The organism is Rhizobium leguminosarum bv. viciae (genome assembly GCF_012276115.1).
Lineage (GTDB): Bacteria > Pseudomonadota > Alphaproteobacteria > Rhizobiales > Rhizobiaceae > Rhizobium > Rhizobium leguminosarum_T.
Genome location: NZ_WIEU01000005.1, coordinates 65,139 through 83,941, shown reverse-complemented (window position 1 = coordinate 83,941; position 18,803 = coordinate 65,139). Strand labels below are relative to the sequence as shown.

Sequence of the window (18,803 nt, the reverse complement as noted above, 5' to 3'; positions counted from 1 at the left end):
ATTTAGTGCAGCGCACACCACCATGACAAGAGCGGCAAATGATACCGCTCGAAAAACCGCCCCTCGGTTCTCGCTGCGAAGAGGAGCTTCTTCATGCCGAGGGGCGTCCGTTATGCATAACGTCCCTCACTCGCCTCAAGTATAAGTCCAGTATCAACGGTTGCGGAACAGACCGCGATCGACCTGGCGCTGGCGAAACTCGAGATCGATACGATCGAGCGAGCCGTTCAGATAGGCCATTTCACGTTCCTGCGTGGTCGGAGCGCGGAAGGCGCGAGCGAATTTCTTGATAGGGTCAAACATTATCTTGTCTCATCTTCTGTTTACGTTTCGATGACCAGAAGATAGGCCCGAAAAAGGTTAATTACCACCGCCGCAACATGGACACAGCCATGCGCTCAACGCATCGCTTGCTCCTTTGATGCTCCGCTCCGATTATAAAATGTGCAATTTTTTGGCCAACCCTCTGGGGCGGCTTAACAAAAGCTTACTCGTAGAGGCGCCGGACCGTGGCGATGCAATCCAGTTCCTTCATCTGGGCGAGCAGTTGGTTGAGCTGACGCAGGTCCCAGACCTCGACCTCGAGCATCATTTCGGTGAAATCGGCCGCGACCCGCACCGTATTCAGCAAGCGGATATTGACGTCGAGGCCTGCCACCGTCTGGGCGACCTTGGCAAGCGTGCCGGGCTCATTCAACCCATTCACCATGATGCGCGCCATGAAACGTGACTTGTTGGCTTCGTCGAGGTCCCAGCGCACGTCGATCCATCGGTCGGGCTGATCGTCGAAGCGCTGCAGGCTCGGCGACTGGATCGGATAGATGGTGATGCCGTTGCCCTGGTCCATGATGCCGACGATGCGATCGCCGGGCACGGCGCCGGTCGGCGCGAACTTGACGTCGACATTGCCGGACAGGCCGCGGATCGGCCCGATATCGGCATCGGCGTCGATTTCCGAATGGCTGCCGTCGTGCCCTGTCTTGGTCTTGCCAGGGATCTTGAAGATCATGCCGGCGGCGCTGCGAACGTTGAACCAGCCGTCATCGCCGGAGGGCTTCACGGTGACGCGCTCATCTTGATGATCGGGATAGACGGCGCGCAGCACGTCGAGCGAGGACATCTCGCCGCGGCCGACGGCGGCGATCGCATCCTCGACATCCTTCTGGCCGAGACGGTGCAGCGCCGGCTTCATCGCCTCGCGCGAAAAGATCTTGCCGGCCCTGTTGAAGGTGCGCTCAAGAATGCGGTGGCCGAGGCCGGCATATTGCTTGCGGATCGCCATGCGGGTGGCGCGGCGGATGGCGGCGCGCGCCTTGCCGGTCACGACGATCTCCTCCCAGGCGGCGGGCGGAACCTGCACGCCGGAGCGGATGATCTCGACCTCGTCGCCATTTGCAAGCCGCGTCACCAGCGGCATGATCCGGCCGTTGATCTTGGCGCCCACCGTGGTATCGCCGATATTGGTGTGCACCGCATAGGCGAAATCGATCGGGGTGGCGCCACGCGGCAGGGCAATCAGCTTGCCCTTCGGCGTGAAGCAGAAGACCTGGTCCTGGAAGAGCTCGAGCTTGGTGTGCTCGAGGAACTCTTCCGGGCTGTCGCCTTCGGCCAGGGCCTCGATCGTATGACGCAGCCAGGAATAAGCATTGGATTCGCGAGAAAGGATGTCGCCATCGGCATTGGTGGCGCCGTCCTTATAGAGCGTGTGGGCGGCGATGCCGAATTCGGCGATTTCGTGCATGCGCTTGGTGCGGATCTGCAGTTCGATACGCTGGCTCGAGGGACCGACGATGGTGGTGTGCAGCGAACGGTAATCGTTCTGCTTCGGCGTCGAGATATAGTCCTTGAAGCGGCCGGGCACGACGCGCCAGCGCGTGTGGACGATGCCGAGCGCCCGGTAACAGGACGGGATGTCCTCGACGATCAGGCGGAAGCCGTAGACATCGGAAAGCTGTTCGAAGGAAAGCGACTTCGATTGCATCTTGCGGAAGACCGAATAGGGCTTCTTCTGCCGGCCCTTGACATAGGCGCTCGTCAGGCCGCTTGCGACCAGAAGGTCGCGCAGTTCGGCCTCGATCTTCTTGACGATGCCTTCGTTGCGCTTCGAAAGCTCTTCCAGCCTTTTGGTGACGGTCTCGTAGGCTTCCGGGTTCATATGGCGGAAGGAGAGTTCCTCGAGTTCCTCGCGCATGTCCTGCATGCCCATGCGGCCGGCGAGCGGCGCATAGATTTCCATCGTCTCCTCGGAAATGCGGGCACGCTTGTCGGCCGACATGTGATCGAGTGTGCGCATATTGTGCAGGCGATCGGCAAGCTTGACGAGCAGCACGCGCACATCGTCGGAAATGGCGAGCAGCAGCTTGCGCAGGTTTTCCGCCTGCTTGGCCTTCTTGGTGACGAGATCGAGCTTCTTGATCTTGGTCAGACCCTCGACCAGGCGGCCGATATCCTCGCCGAAGAGTTCGTCGATCTCGGCGCGCGTTGCCGTCGTATCCTCGATCGTATCATGCAGAAGGGCGACCGCGATCGTCGATTCATCAAGGTGCATGTCGGTGAGGATGGCGGCGACCTCGAGCGGATGGGAAATATAGGGATCGCCGCTCGCGCGCTTTTGCTGGCCATGCTTCTGCATGGCGTAAACATAGGCTTTGTTCAGCAGTGCTTCATTGGCATCGGGCTTGTATTGCTGAACCCGCTCCACGAGCTCGTACTGCCGCATCATTCCAAAGCCACTCCGATAAAAATAAAAGCGCGCCAATCAACGATTGGCGCACACATGGGCAATAATATGCCTAAGCAATAAAGGTGCAAGATTGACGATTGGTAATCGTCGCTCTTTTGCGTCGCATGCAGCTTTTTTCCGGGCTGCATCTAACCGATGCGACCGGAGATCCCGCCTGCGCGCTTAGTAGTCGTCGCTCTTTTCCGGCGGAACGAGGCCTTCGATGCCGGCGAGCAGCTCTTCTTCCGACATCTGGTCGAAAGTGATCGTCTCCGGCACGTCGTCCTGCTCTTCGCTGTCGGCCGCAGTGGCACCGCCGGCGGCGATCATGCTTGCCGGATCGGGCTCGGGCTCATCGACTTCGACATGCTTCTGCAGCGAATGAATCAGATCTTCCTTGAGGTCGTCGGGCGAAAGCGTCTCGTCGGCAATTTCGCGCAGGGCCACGACAGGATTCTTGTCGTTGTCGCGATCGATGGTGATCGAGGCACCCTGAGAAATCAGCCGGGCGCGGTGGCTGGCGAGCAGAACCAGCTCGAAGCGGTTCTCCACCTTGTCGATGCAATCTTCAACTGTGACACGGGCCATTGCCTGTCCTTTACGGTCGTCATTTCGGGATTAACACGCCCGATACAATTAAAACCGGGCAAATACAAGTTTTTCATTCCGGCTCCCCTCGTCTTTATCCGCGGCTGAGCTAGATTTCCATGGAGAATGTCATAATTCCACCGAAGGTTGCTTGGAATATGTCGAATCGTGCCCTAAATCTTTCATATATGAATAATTCATAAAGTAAGGATCAGATCGAAATCGAAACACAAGCTATTGTTTTTATTGAAGTTTGGCCCATACGGATTTCGATTGCTCTCATTGGATTGGTAAGCGATGTTTGACCCACGCGAAAAAATTGCACTCTTCATTGACGGCGCCAATCTGTACGCTGCATCCAAGAGCCTCGGCTTTGACATTGATTACCGCAAGCTCCTGAAAGCATTCCAGAAACGCGGATATCTGCTGCGCGCGTATTATTATACCGCTCTGATCGAAGATCAGGAATATTCGTCGATCCGGCCGCTGATCGACTGGCTCGACTACAACGGCTACAAAGTCGTCACCAAGCCCGCCAAGGAATTCACGGATTCCATGGGGCGCCGAAAGATCAAAGGCAACATGGACATCGAGCTTGCGATCGATGCCATGGAACAGTCCGAAACGGTCGATCATCTCGTCATCTTCTCGGGCGACGGCGATTTCACGAACCTGGTCGAGGCATTGCAGCGCAGAGGCCGCAAGGTCTCGGTGATATCAACCATGGCGACCCAGCCACCAATGATTGCCGACGACCTGCGCCGTCAGGCCGATCATTTCATCGATCTCTTGTCTCTGAAGGCCGAAATCGGTCGCGATCCTTCCGAGCGGGCGCCACGCCCGGCCGAAGTCGCCCCGGCCAGCGATTTCGAGGACTGATCTTTCGCTGTAACACTTTGAATTATGCAGGGGCGCGGCGGCCAGCTCCTCGCGTGGCCACGCCTTTACATGGACGATACGCGACAGCGACCGATTGCAGCGTGATCGGACCCAGCGCGGTCAACCATGAGCCTTCAGCAGGCGGCTCTTCTGCCGGTTCCAATCGCGCTCCTTCTCGGATTCGCGCTTGTCGTGCAATTTCTTACCCTTGGCGAGCGCCAGTTCCATCTTCGCCCGACCGCGATCGTTGAAATAGATCTTCAGCGGAATCAGGGTCATGCCTTCGCGGTTGATGGCAGAGCGCAGGCGATGGATTTCACGGCCCGACAGCAGGAGCTTGCGGCGCCGGCGCGGCTCGTGGTTGAAGCGGTTGGCTTGCAGATATTCCGGCAGGTAGGAATTGATCAGCCAGATCTCTCCGCCCTCATCCGAGGCGTAGGATTCGGCGATATTGGCCTTGCCTTCGCGCAGCGACTTGACCTCCGTGCCCATCAGCACGATGCCGGCCTCGTAAGTATCGATGATCTCGTAGTTGAAGCGGGCCTTGCGGTTTTCGGCCACGACCTTGTTCACCACACGCTGGCTGCCTTTGGGGGCCATGACGATATTCCAATTATTTTTTAGGGCGCGAAAAGCCGCGCCCTTATTCCTTGCCCTTATGTAAGGGAGAGACCCAGCCTTGTGAAGACGGCCGGCCTCGTCAGTTCAACAGGCCCGCATGACGCATCGCGGCGTCGATCGCCGATTCCGTTGCCGGCTCCAGCGTCGAAAGCAGCGGCGAGCGGACGTTGCGGCTCATCCGGCCAAGTCTGGAAAGCCCGTATTTGGCGGCGCAAAGACCAGGCTCGAGGAAGATCGCCTTGTGCAGCGGCATCAGCCGGTCCTGATATTCCAAAGCGCGGGCATAGTCGCCGGCCAGCGTCGCCGCCTGGAAGTCGGCGCAAAGGCGCGGGGCGACATTCGCCGTCACCGAAATACAGCCGACACCGCCATGGGCGTTGAAGCCGAGCGCCGTCGCATCCTCGCCTGACAATTGCCTGAAATCCGCGCCGCAGCTGATGCGCTGTTCGGAGACGCGCTCGATCTTGCCCGTCGCATCCTTGACGCCGACGATATTCCTATGCGCCTTGGCGAGCGCACCCATCGTTTCGGGCGTCATGTCCACCACCGAGCGACCGGGGATATTGTAGATATAGATCGGCAGATCGACGGCCTCGGCGATCGCCGAAAAATGCGCGATCAAACCCTTCTGCGTCGGCTTGTTGTAATAGGGCGTGACGACCAGCACGGCGTTCGCACCGACCTTTTCGGCATGCTGGGCAAGCTCGATCGCCTCACGCGTATTGTTCGAGCCGGCACCGGCCATGACGGGAACGCGTTTTGCGGCAACTTCGATGCAGAGTTCCACCACCCGCTTGTGTTCGGCATGCGACAGCGTCGGGGATTCGCCCGTCGTGCCGACCGGAACGAGACCGCCGCTGCCTTCCTTGATCTGCCAGTCGACATGAGCGGCGAAGCTGTCTTCGTCGATCAGTCCGGCATCGGTGAAGGGGGTGACGAGGGCGGGAATGGACCCATTGAACATGCAAAGCTCCTCACGACCAAATCCTTGCTTCGGCCGCATTCCATGAATAAGAGTTGCGCACCATAGAGCGCCGAAATCATCGCGACAAGCGCGTAGAGTTCGGTTTAGGGCAAATTCCGATAGCAGATGTGAATGAATTTTACCTGGTACGGTAAGGTTTCGTTAAGATGCCTCTAGCCTAATGGCAGGGCGTGTTTTCATTGCGAGATCCCGGATGAAGAAAGCTGTCCTGATTCTGTCCGCCTTCGGCTTCATTGCCGCTGCGTGGGGCAGCGTTGCGTCGCCGCTTCCCGGCGAGAGCACTTCCATGCCTGAGGTCAAGCCGCTCGGCTTCATTCCCGAGACAGCCATACCGGAATCGATCACAACGGGCGCCATTCCGCGCAACCCTGCAATCGCGCCTGTCAACGGCGACCTGAAAGCCGGCCTCGATGCGCTTTCCGACAAGGACCCGCAGTTGGCACTTTCGATCCGTGACAGCATGCGCGACGGGACGCTCGACCGCCATATCCTCACCTGGGCGATCGCCGTTTCCGGATTGAAGGGTGTTCCTTCTTTTGAAATCGCCAGCGCCGCGCAAGAGCTCAAGGGCTGGCCGGGTCTTTCGCGGTTGCGCGCCTATTCCGAACGCGCGATCTATGATGAAAATCCCGCCCCTTCCGCCGTGCTCGCCGCCTTCGGCGATACCGCGCCCGAGACGACGCAGGGCGCCGTCATCCTCGGCCGGGCGCTGGTTGCGTCAGGCAAACAGGCGCAGGCGGCAAAATATATCCGCAAGGTCTGGCGCGGAGAGGCTCTCGACAAGGCGACCGAGGACAAGATCCTCATCGAGTTTTCCGCGCTGTTGACGCCCGCCGACCATAAGGCGCGGATGGACTATCTGATGTATCGCGGCCGGGTGGCGCAGGCCAAGCGCTTCGGAGACATGGGCCAGGCGCAGTCGCTCTACACGGCCTGGGCTGCCGTCGACGCCAAAGCCGGCTATGCCGGCGCGCTGCTCAACGCCGTCGATGCGAAATGGCGCGGCGATGCCGGCCTGCTGTTTGCGCGGATCGAATATCTGCGCAAGCAAGACAAATATGCCGAAGCGGCTGTGCTTCTGGAGCAGATGCCACCCGAGCGTAGCGAACTCGTCAATTCCGGCGAATGGTGGAACGAGCAGCGCATCGTCAGCCGTGGTCTCGTCGACCAGGGACAGTTCAAGCCTGCCTATCGCATCGTCGCAAACTACGCCGCAACGAGCCCGACGGATATCGTCGAGGCTGAATTCCATGCCGGATGGTACGCGCTTCGCGGCCTGCAGGACCCGGCAACGGCGGAAAGACATTTCCGCAAGATTCTCCAGACATCAAACGGACCGATCTCGGTTTCACGCGCCTGGTATTGGCTGGGACGAGCAGCGGAGGCCGGAGGACCCGGCAAATCCAGCGAATTCTATGCGAAGGCCGCGAATTTTCCGGGCACCTTCTATGGACAGCTCGCGGCCGAAAGACTGGGGCGAAAGACGCTTAACGTCACCTATCCCGCACCGAGCACGGCCGACCGGCAGCGCTTCCAGGCACGCGAAGCCGTGCAGGCGATCGGCCGGCTGGAGGCCGCCGGCCATGGATGGCGGGCCGCCATTCTCTATCTCGCGCTCGCCGATCAACTGCAAAGCCCCGGTGAATTGGCTGTTCTTGCGGCACGGGCCGAGCAATCCGGCGATCATCATCTCTCGCTGCAGATCGGCAAGATCGCCTATGGACGCGGCATCGATGTCGCAGCGCTTGCCTTTCCGGTCGGCGTGATCCCGGCGAACGCCAATATAACCGGCTCCGGCAAGGCGCTTGCCTATGCTATTGCCCGGCAGGAAAGCGCCTTCAACCCGGCCGCCGTATCGGCGGCGAACGCGCGCGGCCTGCTGCAGCTTCTGCCGGGAACAGCCCAGGCGGTGGCCAAGCGCCACAACATCGCCTTTTCCAAGGACAAGCTGACGGCCGATGCCGGCTATAACGCGACACTCGGCGCCCATTATCTCGGCGAGCAGATCGACGCCTTCGGCGGCTCCTATATCCTCACCTTCATTGCCTATAATGCCGGGCCGAAGCGGGTGCCGGAATGGATCGGCCGCTACGGCGATCCGCGCGGCAGGCCGATCGACGAGATCGTCGACTGGATCGAGCGCATCCCCTTCCCCGAAACGCGCAACTACGTGCAGCGGGTGATGGAGAATTACGAAGTTTATAAAGCCCGTCTCGGCCAACCCACCGATATCGAGCGCGACCTGATCGGCGGACGCAGCGCCTCCTGAAGCCGTTTGGCGCGGCTTGAAAAGCAAGCTACATCTTCGGGATCAAACAGATATCGAGGGATGCGATGCCGGATACGGATGCAGGCGGTTTCCAGGAACGATTTTACACGTCTTCTGATGGGTTGAGGCTTTATGCCCGCGACTACCGACCCGACCAGGCGGCAACAACCGGACGGCTGCCGGTGATCTGCCTGCCCGGCCTGACCCGCAATACGCGGGATTTTCATCCGCTTGCGTTGCTTCTCTCCCGGGACACAACAGCGCCACGCAGAGTGATTGCGCTCGATTCGCGCGGACGAGGAAACTCGGCATGGGATGAGAACAAGGCGAACTACAATCTCGCCATCGAGGCCGGCGACGTCCTTGCCGCCTGCACGGCGTTCGGCATCGAGCGGGCGATCTTCGTCGGCACGTCGCGGGGCGGGCTGATCCTGCATCTGATCGCCGCGACACGGCCGGATCTTCTCGAAGCCGTCATCCTCAACGATATCGGGCCCGTGCTCGAGGCTGAGGGGCTGGCGCGGATCCGCGACTACCTCAACAGCGGCAGGAAGCCGGCGGACTGGAACGAGGCGGCCGATATATTGAAGGAAAATCATGGCGCGTCGTTTGCCGCGCTTGCAGAGGAAGATTGGCGCGAGATGGCGCTTGCCCTTTATCGCGATATCGGTGGACGGCCGGTCGCCGACTTCGACCCGGCGATCGCGGAGGCACTGAAATCGATCGATTTCAGCCAGCCGTTGCCTGATCTCTGGGGGCAATTCGAAAGCCTGAGCCGGTTGCCGCTCATGCTGATCCGCGGTGAAAACACGTCGCTGCTTTCACAGGAAACCGCCGGCGAAATGGCACGGCGGCATTCGCGGCTGATCCTTCATGCTGCCGAAAGACAAGGACACGCCCCACTCCTGCATCTCGGCAATATCCCCATGACAATTCGAGCTTTTCTCGACGCCTGCCGATAAGCTCACGAAATTGGTCAGAGCCGGCACTTTGCTTACAGCTGCCTTCAGACCCCGCCTCGCGACGACGCCCTTGCTGTTCGGCTAACGGTTCCCATCAACGGGGCCTGCAGAGGACTCTCACCTCCAAGTCATCGGCCGGATACCAACCCGGCCAAACGGTGTTCTCACACCACGCGCCATGCCTGGCGCACAATACAAAAAGCCCGGCTCAAGAGCCGGGCTTTCCTGACTGACCGAAGTCAGATCAGATTAGAACGCACGCTGCAGACGGAAGTAGCCCGACGTGGAGTCTTCGCCATCTTGCGGATCGAGGTACTGAACCGAAGCCTTGGCGTAGAAGTTTTCGACGATCTGGTAATCAACCGTCAGACCGACCTTCCAGGCATCGCCGAGACCGTCGAAGTCTTCCGGAACTTCCTTGCCACCGCCGAAGTAGTTGCCGTAGTACTGAACGCCCGGGGTGATCTTGAGCTTGTCGGTTGCCTTGATGGCGTATTCGGCAGCGACAGCCCATTCAGCCGAGGAGTAGTACGAGTTCGGGCCGGAAGAGTATACGCCGGCGAGGCCGAACGTGCCGGGACCGATTTCAACCGTACCCATTGCGCGGATAGCACCGTCTTCGTTGTCCACGTCCCAGCCGCCGGTAACCTGGTAGCTGAACGCACCAGCCTTACCGCCAAGACCGAAGGCAACGCCGACATTGTTCGGACCATCGTCCGCAGTAAAGTCGCCGGTGACGGGGTCCACGGTACCCTGATAAACGCCGTCTTCCAGTTCGTCGACGCTGAGGCCAGCGTAGAAAGTGTCGGTTTCGTACTGATAACGGATCGAGTTATGCAGCGTTACGACCGAACCGATGTCGTCAGTTTCGCCCGAGAGACCATCGTCCCACCAGCTGTAGAACAGACCAGCGCGGAAGCCGGCGATGTCGAGGTAAGCGGAGTCGAGCTTGGAAGCCTGATCGGTGGCATTGTCAGCATTGAACTGCATGACGATGACGCCGGTCAGCGGACCATACTCGGTGTCGCTCTTGGCCGTGAACTGAACCTGACCGCGGGTCACTGCATCCCAATCAGAGTCGTTGTCACCACCTGGGTTGTCGCCAACGTTGACCTGGAAACGGATGTAGCCGTTGATCTTGAGGCAGGTTTCGGTGCCCGGGATGTAGAAGTAGCCGGTGCCGTAAGCGTCGCAGACGCGAACATATTCAACCGGTTCCGGTTCGGCAGCAACGATAGCGTCAGCAGCCTGAGCACCGGAAACTACTGCGAGAGCAGCAGCGGAGCCGAGAAGAAGGCTCTTGATGTTCATAAATGACCTCCAATTCAAAGTTTCGATCGGGTTTGGGATCTTTCGCTGAGCAGCGTTCCCTGCCCCATCCCCGTGTTTCAAGAAGTGGACGATCAGTCGCCCTTGCTTCCGAGGTTGAAAATACAAGACGGAAGCCGTCACGCAATCACCAACTTGCTCGGATGGGGGATTTGAGGGAGCCTTCCCGACATTCTGTTGCTGAAAGGACACAAGTCGGGTAGCCAGCCTCGATTTCCTTTATGTTTTGTTAAGAAACCCTGATTTTGCGGAGGCTTAGGTCCGGTCAACAAAGAATTGGACATGCGCTTTGCGACACATTCGTGACGCTTTTTTGACAAAATGCGGCTCTTGCGAGGGATTCATGATTGCCGGAAGCGTAACCGGACGTGCACCGATCCGCTTTTGCCACCTGTCGGTGGCTTGAGCGCGGGAGGTGATTCCCGCAGGCGATTCTCTCACTTGAGGTAGAGAGATTTTTTCGCCGCCTAGCCTAGCCGACTAAGCGAACATGGTTCCCAGCCAGAAACTAACGATCGACGCGCGCTCAGGAAATCGGGAATGGCGGAGAAGATGGGATTCGAACCCACGATACGCTTTTGACGTATACTCCCTTAGCAGGGGAGCGCCTTCGACCACTCGGCCACCTCTCCGGTGCGGCCTAACTATGGTGACCGGTCTGTGAATGCAAGGGTTTTTTGAGTTTTCACCAGAAGAAATGCAGCGAGCTGGCAATTCAGCCGGTTGCGCAAACAAACGCATTTCCTGGTGAAATCCGCTGAATTTGATCGCGCTTCGTTCTCTTCGATGAAGAAGCCGAACTCAGCCGAGCAGGCTCTTGAGGTCAGCAGAAGGGTCGGTGAGAATCGATTTATCGGGATTGGTCCCGGATTCCAGCAGTTTTTTGCCGGTCACATAGGCCTTCGCGTCGTTGATCGCATCGACGGCAATCAGCCGGCCCTCCCTGAAGTACCAGACCGAATGGGCGCCTTCGCGGGCGCCGGGGCGCAGCAGCGTCTCGTCATAACCAAGATTGAAGCCGGCGATCTGCAGCTTGACGTCGTACTGGTCGGACCAGAACCACGGCTTCGGATCATAGGGCTCGCTGCCGCCGGCGATGACGGCTGCCGCCGCTTCCGCCTGGTCGACGGCGTTCTGCACCGATTCGAGCCTGATGCGTCCGCCCTGCCAGGGAAGTGCGGCGCAATCGCCAGCCGCAAAGATCGCCGGATCGGAGGTGCGGGCGAATTCGTCGACGACAATGCCGTTGGTGACTTCGAGGCCAGCTTCCTTGGCAAGCTGATCGTTCGGGGCGACGCCGATGCCGACGACGGCGAAATCGATGTCGATAACCGATCCGTCGGAAAGTGCGGCGCCGGTGACGCGGCCATCCTTGCCGATCAGATTCTTGAGCCCTGTCTTCTCGCGGATCACCACGTCATGGGCCTCGTGGATCACGCGCATGATGTCGGCGGTCTCCTTCGCCGCGACGCGCTGCAGGATGCGGTCTGCCATCTCGATGACGGTGACTTCCAGCCCGCGATGGCGGGCAACGGCCGCCGCCTCGAGACCGATATAACCGCCACCGATGATGAGGACGCGGCGACCGGGGCGCATCTCGTCAGCAAGCAGATCGGCATCGCGCTTGTCGCGGGCGACATAGACGCCTTCGAGATCGCCGCCGATTGCGGCCGGCAGCCGGCGCGGCGTCGAGCCGGTGGCGAGCGCCAGCGTACCGTAATCAAGAACGGAGCCGTCCTGCAGCAGAACCTGCTTGCTGTCCGGCTTGATCTGCTCGGCCCAGGTCGAAAGGCGAAGATCGACGTCATTGTCCGCATACCAGTGCTCGGCGCGGAACAGCAGGCGGTCGAAAGACATTTCGCCGAGCAGGTATTTCTTCGAAAGCGGCGGGCGCTGATAGGGAGCGACGTCCTCTGCGCCGATGAGGGTGATCGGGCGCGTATCCTTCAACGCACGCAGCTTGGCTGCCAATGCGAAACCGGCCTGTCCCGCGCCGATGATCACCAGTCTATCCGTCACGATCTCACTCCTGAAGCTGCGCCCGACGCCCACGCCAAGGCCTATTCCCTACCCCACGCCCCGTCAACGGAAAGCGGCCTCTTACATTCAGCCGATCTCGATCCAGCGGCGCTCGTGGAAGGACTGTGCCATGGCATGCACCGACTTCTCTATCCTGAGACCGTCTTCGAATGTCACGATCGACGACGGCTCGCCTGATATTGCCCGGATCAGCTCACGGCATTCGATGATCTTCAGATCGTTGAAGCCGAGGCCGTGGCCTGGTGCCGGGATAAACCGATCATAAGGCTGATGGGCGGGGGCCGCCAGTATCTTGCGGAAGCCCTGCTCGGAGCCACGGCCGTCGGCCTGATAGAGTTCGAATTCGTTCATCCGCTCCTGGTCGTAGACGATCGAGCCTGTCGAGCCGAAAATCTGCAGGGCGATGCGGCCCTTGCGACCCCAGGCGGCGCGATTCGCCATCAACACGGCGGAGATGCCACCGCCAAGCCGCATCAGCACGTTGGCGCCATCGTGGTTTTCGACGGCACGGCGACCGCCCTCGCTCAGCGGGCGGTCGGCATAGGGTTTGACCATATCCGTTATGACGGCCTCGACATGACCGAAGAGATACCAGAGCAGCGACAGCGGGTGCACGGCGAAATCGTCGAGCGCGCCGTAGCCAGCGGAAAGCTCGCTCTTCCAATAAAAGAAGACATCGGGATCGGCCATGAAATCCTCGTCCATCTCGACGCGGATGTGGTTGACCGTGCCGATAGCGCCCTCGCCGATCAGCGTCCTGATATGCCGCATGACGGGATTCTGGATGTAATTGTAGCCGAGGGCGGCAACCTTGCCTGATTTCTTCGCCGTTTCCAGCATGCGCTCGGCATCGGCATAGGCCGGCGCCATCGGTTTTTCGCACCAGACATGCTTGCCGGCATCGAGGGCTGCAATCGCCATCTCGGCGTGGAACTGATTGGGCGTGGTGACGGAGACGACGTCGACCTCGGGGTCGGCAATCAGCGCCCGCCAGTCGGCCGTCGCCTTCTCGAAACCGAATTCACCGGCACGCGCCGTAGCAAGCCCGGCATTGGCTTCGGCCAGATGCACGAGACGCGGACGCTCGACATCGCCGAACACCGCCTTTACCGCATTCCACGCCAATGCATGGCATTTGCCCATATAACCGGTGCCGATCAAACCGATGCCGAGTGGCTTCATTTCCGTCTCCTCCAGAGCTGCGCGCGGATTTTTGGAATATTTGGATCATTTTGACAAGGGACTCAGTCGCAAGCATTTCTGCATATTTCCCGAAGAGACTGTTCAAAAGCCTTCAATTACAGTGGATTAAAAACAATTAGCGGTGTCGTTTGAAATCGTTTATGCTCGAGAATATGGAATATTTGTTTCATCTCGTGAGCCGCAAGCATGGATAACGATCCTCAGAGGCACGCGCGCGTGCCGCGCGATTTCGAAAGCCTGCGCAGCACCATCATCGAGCGCAAGGCGAGCATGCCGAAGCGGCTGGCGCAGGTCGCCGCCTTCGCGCTCGGCAATCCCGACGAGATCGCCTTCGGCACGACGGCGAGCATCGCGGCCGCCTCCGATGTCCAGCCGTCGACGCTGGTGCGCCTGGCGCATCATCTAGGTTACGGAGGGTTTTCCGACCTGCAGAGCATCTTTCGCGAAAGATTGCGGGACCGGACGCTAAGCTACGAAGAGCGCCTGGTCACGCTCGAGCAATCGAGCGGCGACGATGAGGACGCCAATCTGCTCTCCGGCTTCATCGCCGCGGCAAACCAGTCCGTCAACCGGCTGGCGGCGACGGTGCAGAGCGATACCTTCACCAAAGCAGTGAATATCCTTGCCAGCGCCGAGACGATCTATCTGATCGCCAAACGGCGCTCCTACCCGCTGACGGCGCATATGACCTATGCTTTTTCCAAGCTCAATATCCGCCACCAGATCGTCGCCTCGCCAAACGGCGTCGACCCTGAAATGGTGCAGTTCGCAACACCGAAAGACGCAGCGATCGCGGCAAGCTTCTCGCCCTATGCCGCCGACAGCCTCAGCCAGAGCCAGGAGCTTGCCGACCGCGGCGTCCCCGTCATCGCGATCACCGATTCGGCCTTCTCGCCGCTTGCCGCCTGCGCCACGCACTGGTTCGAAGTGGCGGAAGCCGATTTCGCCGGCTTCCGCTCGCTTTCGGCCTCGATGGCGCTCACCATGGCACTACCGGTTGCAATCGCCGAACGGCGACGCAAGAGTCAGCAGTCAAAAACTGCAAAAGGCAAAATGGAATAAACATTCCGAATTGACAAAATATCGGAACCGATGTTTCATTATTGAAAATTCGCAGGCACTGGAAGCCGCGCAAAATCTAGCGGGAGGACATCATGGTACAATCGAATCCGGGTTCACAGCCGGAGCCGGCGCTTGATGTGATCACCATCGGCCGTTCCTCGGTCGATCTTTACGGCCAGCAGATCGGTTCGCGGCTGGAGGATATCGGCTCCTTCGCCAAGTCCGTCGGTGGCTGCCCGGCCAATATCGCCATCGGCACGGCGCGGCTCGGCCTCAAATCCGGCCTCATCACTCGCGTCGGCGACGAGCAGATGGGACGTTTCATCCGCGAGCAGTCGGCGCGCGAAGGTGTCGCGACAGACGGCATCGTCACCGACAAGGAGCGGCTGACGGCGCTGGTGCTGCTGGCGGTCGAGGCCGAGGGCGTGTCGCCGATGATCTTCTATCGGTCGGACTGCGCCGACATGGCGCTCGATGAAGGCGATATCGACGAAGATTTCATCAGATCCTCGCGCGCCGTTCTCGTTTCCGGCACGCATTTCTCGCGGCCGAATACCGAGGCCGCACAGCGCAAAGCTATCCGCATCGCCAAGGCGAACGGCCGCAAGGTGATCTTCGACATCGATTACCGGCCGAACCTCTGGGGCCTTGCCGGCCATGCGGAAGGCTTCGAACGCTACGTGAAATCCGACCGGGTCTCCTCGAAGATGAAGGAGACGCTGCCGGATTGCGACCTCATCGTCGGCACCGAAGAGGAAATCCTGATCGCTTCCGGCGCCGACGACGTGCTCGGCGCGCTGAAGGAGATCCGTCGGCTGTCGCCGGCGACGATCGTGCTCAAGCGCGGCGCCATGGGCTGCATCGTCTATGACGGGCCGATCGCCGACGATCTCGAAGCCGGCATCATCGGCCAGGGTTTCCCGATCGAGGTCTTCAACGTGCTGGGTGCCGGCGATGCCTTCATGTCCGGCTTCCTGCGCGGTTTCCTGCGCGACGAGCCGCTGAAGACCTGCGCCACCTGGGCCAATGCCTGCGGCGCCTTCGCCGTCTCCCGCCTGCTCTGCTCGCCGGAATATCCGACCTGGGCGGAACTCGACTTCTTCCTGACGACAGGCAGCAAGCACCGGGCACTGCGCAAGGACGAGGCGCTCAACCATATCCATTGGGCATCGACCCGGCGCGGCGAAATCCCGCTTTTGATGGCGCTGGCGATCGACCACCGTTCGCAGCTCGTCAGCGTCGCCGATGAGCTCGGCGTCGGCCATGAGAAGATCGTCGCCTTCAAGCGGCTGGCGGTGGCGGCAGCGGCGCGGGTTTCGAACGGCCGCGACGGCTACGGCATGCTGATCGACGAACGCTTCGGCCGCGACGCTTTCTTCGATGCGGCGACGAAGAGTTTCTCCTGGATCGGCCGGCCGGTGGAATTGCCGGGCTCGAAGCCGCTGCGCTTCGAATTCAGCCAGGATATCGGCTCGCAGCTCGTCGAATGGCCGCTCGGTCATTGCATCAAATGCCTGTGCTTCTATCATCCTGATGATCCGGCTGAATTGAAGACGGAACAGCAGGAGAAGCTGCGGACGCTGTTCGAGGCCGCCCGCAAGGTCGGCCGCGAGCTGCTGGTGGAGATCATCGCCGGCAAGAACGGGCCGCTCACCGACGACACGATCGCAACCGCGCTGGAGGAGCTCTATGCGCTCGGCATCAAGCCGGACTGGTGGAAGCTGGAGCCGCAGGCATCCCGTGAAGCCTGGAAGAAGATCGATGCGGTGATCGCCAAAAATGATCCATGGTGCCGCGGTATCGTGCTCCTGGGGCTCGAGGCGCCCGCCGACGAGCTGATCTCCTGCTTCGAGGCGACGCTGGCAGCTCCCTCCGTGAAGGGTTTCGCCGTCGGCCGGACGATCTTTTCCGATCCGGCGCGCGCCTGGCTTTCAGGTGAAATGAACGACGAGGAAGCAATCGCCAATATGGCCGGCCGCTTCCGGCAACTGACAGAGGCGTGGCTGAAGACGCGCGGACATCAGTAGACTTAGAATTAAAACCCCTCCCCAACCCCTCCCCACAAGGGGGAGGGACTTAACCCGGAGCACACCGCCTCACGCCATCAGCAAGCTCCCTTCGGAGGAGACATTGCGGCGAGAATGTAGAGAGCCCGGCAGGTTAGCCCCTCCCCCTTGTGGGGAGGAGTTGGGGAGGGAAAAATGCGAAAAGATTGCGGGAGGCCTCGATGGGCAAGACGATACGGTTGACGATGGCGCAGGCCGTCGCGCATTTCCTGAAAGTACAGATGACGATCGTCGACGGCAAGAAAGTGCCGATCTTCGGCGGCGTCTGGGCGATCTTCGGTCACGGCAACGTCGCCGGCATCGGCGAAGCGCTCTATCAGGTGCGCGCGGAATTGACGACCTATCGCGCCCACAACGAACAGGGCATGGCGCATGCCGCGATCGCCTATGCCAAGGCGAATTTCCGCACGCGCTTCATGGCCTGCACGAGCTCGATCGGTCCGGGCGCGCTGAACATGGTGACAGCGGCGGGCGTCGCGCATGTCAATCGTATCCCCGTTCTCTTCCTGCCGGGCGACGTCTTCGCCAACCGCGCGCCGGATCCGGTGCTGCAGCAGATCGAGGATTTCGGGGACGGCACGGTTTCGGCCAATGACGCCTTCCGTCCGGTTTCGCGCTATTTCGACCGCATCACCCGGCCCGAGCAGATCATCACGGCGCTGAAGCGCGCCATGCAGGTCCTGACCGACCCACTCGATTGCGGCCCGGTGACATTGTCGCTCTGCCAGGACGTTCAGGCGGAAGCCTATGATTATCCGGAAAGCCTGTTCGAGGAAAAAGTCTGGACGACCCGCCGGCCGCAGCCGGATGCAGACGAGCTGGCAAATGCCATCGCGCTGATCAAGGCATCGCAGAAGCCGGTGATCGTTGCCGGCGGCGGCGTGCTTTATTCGCAGGCGACGAAGGAGCTTGCCGCCTTTGCCGAGGCCCACGGCATTCCCGTCGTCGTCAGCCAGGCGGGCAAATCGTCGATCAACGAAACCCATCCGCTAGCGCTTGGTTCGGTCGGCGTCACCGGTACCTCGGCGGCGAATGCGATCGCCGAAGAGACGGACCTCGTCATCGCCGTCGGCACCCGCTGCCAGGATTTCACCACCGGCTCCTGGGCGCTGTTCAAGAACGACAGCCTGAAGATGATCGGCCTCAATATCGCCGCCTATGACGCGGTGAAACACGACAGCCATCCGCTGGTGACTGACGCCCGCGAGGGGCTGAAGGCGCTTTCGGCCGGACTTTCGGGCTGGAAGGCGCCGGCAGCACTCGCCGAGAAGGCAGCGGCGGAGAAAAAGATCTGGATGGAGGCTGCGGCCAGGGCGATGGCGACGACCAATGCCGCCCTGCCCTCCGATGCGCAGGTGATCGGCGCGGTGGCGCGCACGATCGGCGGCGAGAATACGACGGTTCTTTGCGCTGCGGGCGGCCTTCCCGGTGAATTGCACAAGCTCTGGCCGGCGACGGCGCCGGGCAGCTATCACATGGAATACGGCTTTTCCTGCATGGGCTACGAGATTGCCGGCGGGCTGGGCGCCAAGATGGCGCGTCCCGAACGGGATGTCGTCGTCATGGTCGGCGACGGTTCCTACATGATGATGAATTCCGAGCTTGCCACCTCGGTCATGCTCGGCCTCAAGCTCAACATCGTCGTGCTCGACAATCGCGGTTACGGCTGCATCAACCGGTTGCAGATGGGCACCGGCGGCGCCAACTTCAACAATCTGCTGAAGGACTCCTATCACGAGGTGATGCCGGAGATCGATTTCCGCGCGCATGCCGAAAGCATGGGCGCCATCGCCGTCAAGGTCGCCTCGATCGCGGAACTCGAGCAGGCAATCGCCGATTCCAGGAAGAACGACCGCACCTCGGTCTTCGTCATCGACACCGATCCGCTGATCACCACGGAAGCCGGCGGCCACTGGTGGGATGTCGCGGTGCCTGAGGTCAGCTCGCGCGGTGAGGTCAACAAGGCGCATGAGGCCTATGTCAAAGCACGCGCTGCCCAGCGCGTCGGCTGATCGATTGCTGTCATTTTTCTGGAGGAGCGGCACCGCTCCTCCGTAATGCTTTTAAGGAGAATGTT

Annotated in this window: 14 protein-coding genes and 1 tRNA gene; 6 read left to right on the top strand and 9 right to left on the bottom strand. The window is 60.4% G+C overall.

All coding sequences use genetic code 11. The annotated features are described in order from the left end of the window. Window positions 1-153: 153 nt before the first annotated feature. The 3 genes from GFM02_RS11400 to rpoZ form a co-directional block, all read right to left on the bottom strand. Window positions 154-303 (bottom strand): DUF3563 family protein, encoded by a 150-nt coding sequence (locus tag GFM02_RS11400; RefSeq protein WP_003558084.1) that lies wholly within the window; start codon window positions 301-303, stop codon window positions 154-156. Window positions 304-487: 184 nt separating this feature from the next. Beyond that, window positions 488-2,722 (bottom strand): RelA/SpoT family protein, encoded by a 2,235-nt coding sequence (locus tag GFM02_RS11395; protein ID WP_168306457.1) that lies wholly within the window; start codon window positions 2,720-2,722, stop codon window positions 488-490. Between the two features lie 183 nt (window positions 2,723-2,905). Beyond that, complete coding sequence (gene rpoZ / locus GFM02_RS11390) at window positions 2,906-3,310, bottom strand: DNA-directed RNA polymerase subunit omega (protein WP_017959757.1); 405 nt, start codon at window positions 3,308-3,310, stop codon at window positions 2,906-2,908. A gap of 297 nt (window positions 3,311-3,607) precedes the next feature. On the opposite strand from rpoZ, the gene GFM02_RS11385 reads away from it, so the two are divergent. After that, the gene (locus GFM02_RS11385) at window positions 3,608-4,189 is read left to right on the top strand and encodes an NYN domain-containing protein (RefSeq protein ID WP_003546927.1); all 582 of its coding nucleotides are present in this window, start codon (window positions 3,608-3,610) and stop codon (window positions 4,187-4,189) included. A gap of 120 nt (window positions 4,190-4,309) precedes the next feature. Here the strand turns inward: GFM02_RS11385 and smpB are convergent, their stop codons facing one another. Continuing rightward, complete coding sequence (smpB, locus tag GFM02_RS11380) at window positions 4,310-4,789, bottom strand: SsrA-binding protein SmpB (protein ID WP_003546925.1); 480 nt, start codon at window positions 4,787-4,789, stop codon at window positions 4,310-4,312. Window positions 4,790-4,889: 100 nt separating this feature from the next. Continuing rightward, window positions 4,890-5,774: a 4-hydroxy-tetrahydrodipicolinate synthase gene (gene dapA / locus GFM02_RS11375; RefSeq protein WP_168321734.1), complete on the bottom strand. Its 885-nt coding sequence runs from the start codon at window positions 5,772-5,774 to the stop codon at window positions 4,890-4,892. A 214-nt stretch (window positions 5,775-5,988) separates the two neighbouring features. On the opposite strand from dapA, the gene GFM02_RS11370 reads away from it, so the two are divergent. Both GFM02_RS11370 and GFM02_RS11365 read left to right on the top strand, forming a co-directional pair. Next, a complete protein-coding gene (locus GFM02_RS11370) occupies window positions 5,989-8,064 on the top strand; it encodes a lytic transglycosylase domain-containing protein (RefSeq protein ID WP_168321733.1) in 2,076 nt (691 codons plus the stop codon). A gap of 65 nt (window positions 8,065-8,129) precedes the next feature. After that, window positions 8,130-9,026 carry an alpha/beta fold hydrolase gene (locus GFM02_RS11365; protein WP_168321732.1) on the top strand — a complete coding sequence of 299 codons (897 nt, stop codon included), beginning with the start codon at window positions 8,130-8,132 and terminating at the stop codon, window positions 9,024-9,026. A 249-nt stretch (window positions 9,027-9,275) separates the two neighbouring features. Here GFM02_RS11365 and GFM02_RS11360 read toward each other — a convergent pair whose 3' ends face one another. The 4 genes from GFM02_RS11360 to GFM02_RS11345 form a co-directional block, all read right to left on the bottom strand. Next, window positions 9,276-10,337: a porin gene (locus tag GFM02_RS11360; protein WP_168270218.1), complete on the bottom strand. Its 1,062-nt coding sequence runs from the start codon at window positions 10,335-10,337 to the stop codon at window positions 9,276-9,278. Window positions 10,338-10,896: 559 nt separating this feature from the next. Further along, a tRNA-Ser gene (locus GFM02_RS11355) sits at window positions 10,897-10,987 on the bottom strand. Window positions 10,988-11,156: 169 nt separating this feature from the next. Next, window positions 11,157-12,374, bottom strand: a complete 1,218-nt coding sequence (locus GFM02_RS11350; RefSeq protein ID WP_168321731.1) for an FAD-dependent oxidoreductase — start codon at window positions 12,372-12,374, stop codon at window positions 11,157-11,159. An 87-nt stretch (window positions 12,375-12,461) separates the two neighbouring features. Next, window positions 12,462-13,577 carry a Gfo/Idh/MocA family protein gene (locus GFM02_RS11345; protein WP_168321730.1) on the bottom strand — a complete coding sequence of 372 codons (1,116 nt, stop codon included), beginning with the start codon at window positions 13,575-13,577 and terminating at the stop codon, window positions 12,462-12,464. Between the two features lie 207 nt (window positions 13,578-13,784). On the opposite strand from GFM02_RS11345, the gene GFM02_RS11340 reads away from it, so the two are divergent. The 3 genes from GFM02_RS11340 (at window position 13,785) to iolD (ending at window position 18,738) form a co-directional block, all read left to right on the top strand. After that, window positions 13,785-14,660, top strand: coding sequence for a MurR/RpiR family transcriptional regulator (locus GFM02_RS11340; protein ID WP_168321729.1), 876 nt, complete (start codon window positions 13,785-13,787; stop codon window positions 14,658-14,660). A 92-nt stretch (window positions 14,661-14,752) separates the two neighbouring features. After that, window positions 14,753-16,687 (top strand): bifunctional 5-dehydro-2-deoxygluconokinase/5-dehydro-2-deoxyphosphogluconate aldolase, encoded by a 1,935-nt coding sequence (locus tag GFM02_RS11335; protein WP_168321728.1) that lies wholly within the window; start codon window positions 14,753-14,755, stop codon window positions 16,685-16,687. A gap of 200 nt (window positions 16,688-16,887) precedes the next feature. Next, on the top strand, window positions 16,888-18,738 hold the full coding sequence (gene iolD, locus GFM02_RS11330; protein ID WP_168321727.1) for a 3D-(3,5/4)-trihydroxycyclohexane-1,2-dione acylhydrolase (decyclizing): 1,851 nt from the start codon (window positions 16,888-16,890) through the stop codon (window positions 18,736-18,738). Window positions 18,739-18,803 lie beyond the last annotated feature (65 nt).

Excerpts from the sequence above, each read along its gene's own strand:
- GFM02_RS11335 (WP_168321728.1), top strand. The coding sequence starts at position 14,753 with ATGGTACAATCGAATCCGGGTTCACAGCCGGAGCCGGCGCTTGATGTG.
- GFM02_RS11385 (WP_003546927.1), top strand. The coding sequence starts at position 3,608 with ATGTTTGACCCACGCGAAAAAATTGCACTCTTCATTGACGGCGCCAAT.
- dapA (WP_168321734.1), bottom strand. The coding sequence starts at position 5,774 with ATGTTCAATGGGTCCATTCCCGCCCTCGTCACCCCCTTCACCGATGCC.
- GFM02_RS11395 (WP_168306457.1), bottom strand. The coding sequence starts at position 2,722 with ATGATGCGGCAGTACGAGCTCGTGGAGCGGGTTCAGCAATACAAGCCC.
- smpB (WP_003546925.1), bottom strand. The coding sequence starts at position 4,789 with ATGGCCCCCAAAGGCAGCCAGCGTGTGGTGAACAAGGTCGTGGCCGAA.
- GFM02_RS11360 (WP_168270218.1), bottom strand. The coding sequence starts at position 10,337 with ATGAACATCAAGAGCCTTCTTCTCGGCTCCGCTGCTGCTCTCGCAGTA.
- GFM02_RS11365 (WP_168321732.1), top strand. The coding sequence starts at position 8,130 with ATGCCGGATACGGATGCAGGCGGTTTCCAGGAACGATTTTACACGTCT.
- GFM02_RS11340 (WP_168321729.1), top strand. The coding sequence starts at position 13,785 with ATGGATAACGATCCTCAGAGGCACGCGCGCGTGCCGCGCGATTTCGAA.
- GFM02_RS11345 (WP_168321730.1), bottom strand. The coding sequence starts at position 13,577 with ATGAAGCCACTCGGCATCGGTTTGATCGGCACCGGTTATATGGGCAAA.
- iolD (WP_168321727.1), top strand. The coding sequence starts at position 16,888 with ATGGGCAAGACGATACGGTTGACGATGGCGCAGGCCGTCGCGCATTTC.
- GFM02_RS11400 (WP_003558084.1), bottom strand. The coding sequence starts at position 303 with ATGTTTGACCCTATCAAGAAATTCGCTCGCGCCTTCCGCGCTCCGACC.
- rpoZ (WP_017959757.1), bottom strand. The coding sequence starts at position 3,310 with ATGGCCCGTGTCACAGTTGAAGATTGCATCGACAAGGTGGAGAACCGC.
- GFM02_RS11370 (WP_168321733.1), top strand. The coding sequence starts at position 5,989 with ATGAAGAAAGCTGTCCTGATTCTGTCCGCCTTCGGCTTCATTGCCGCT.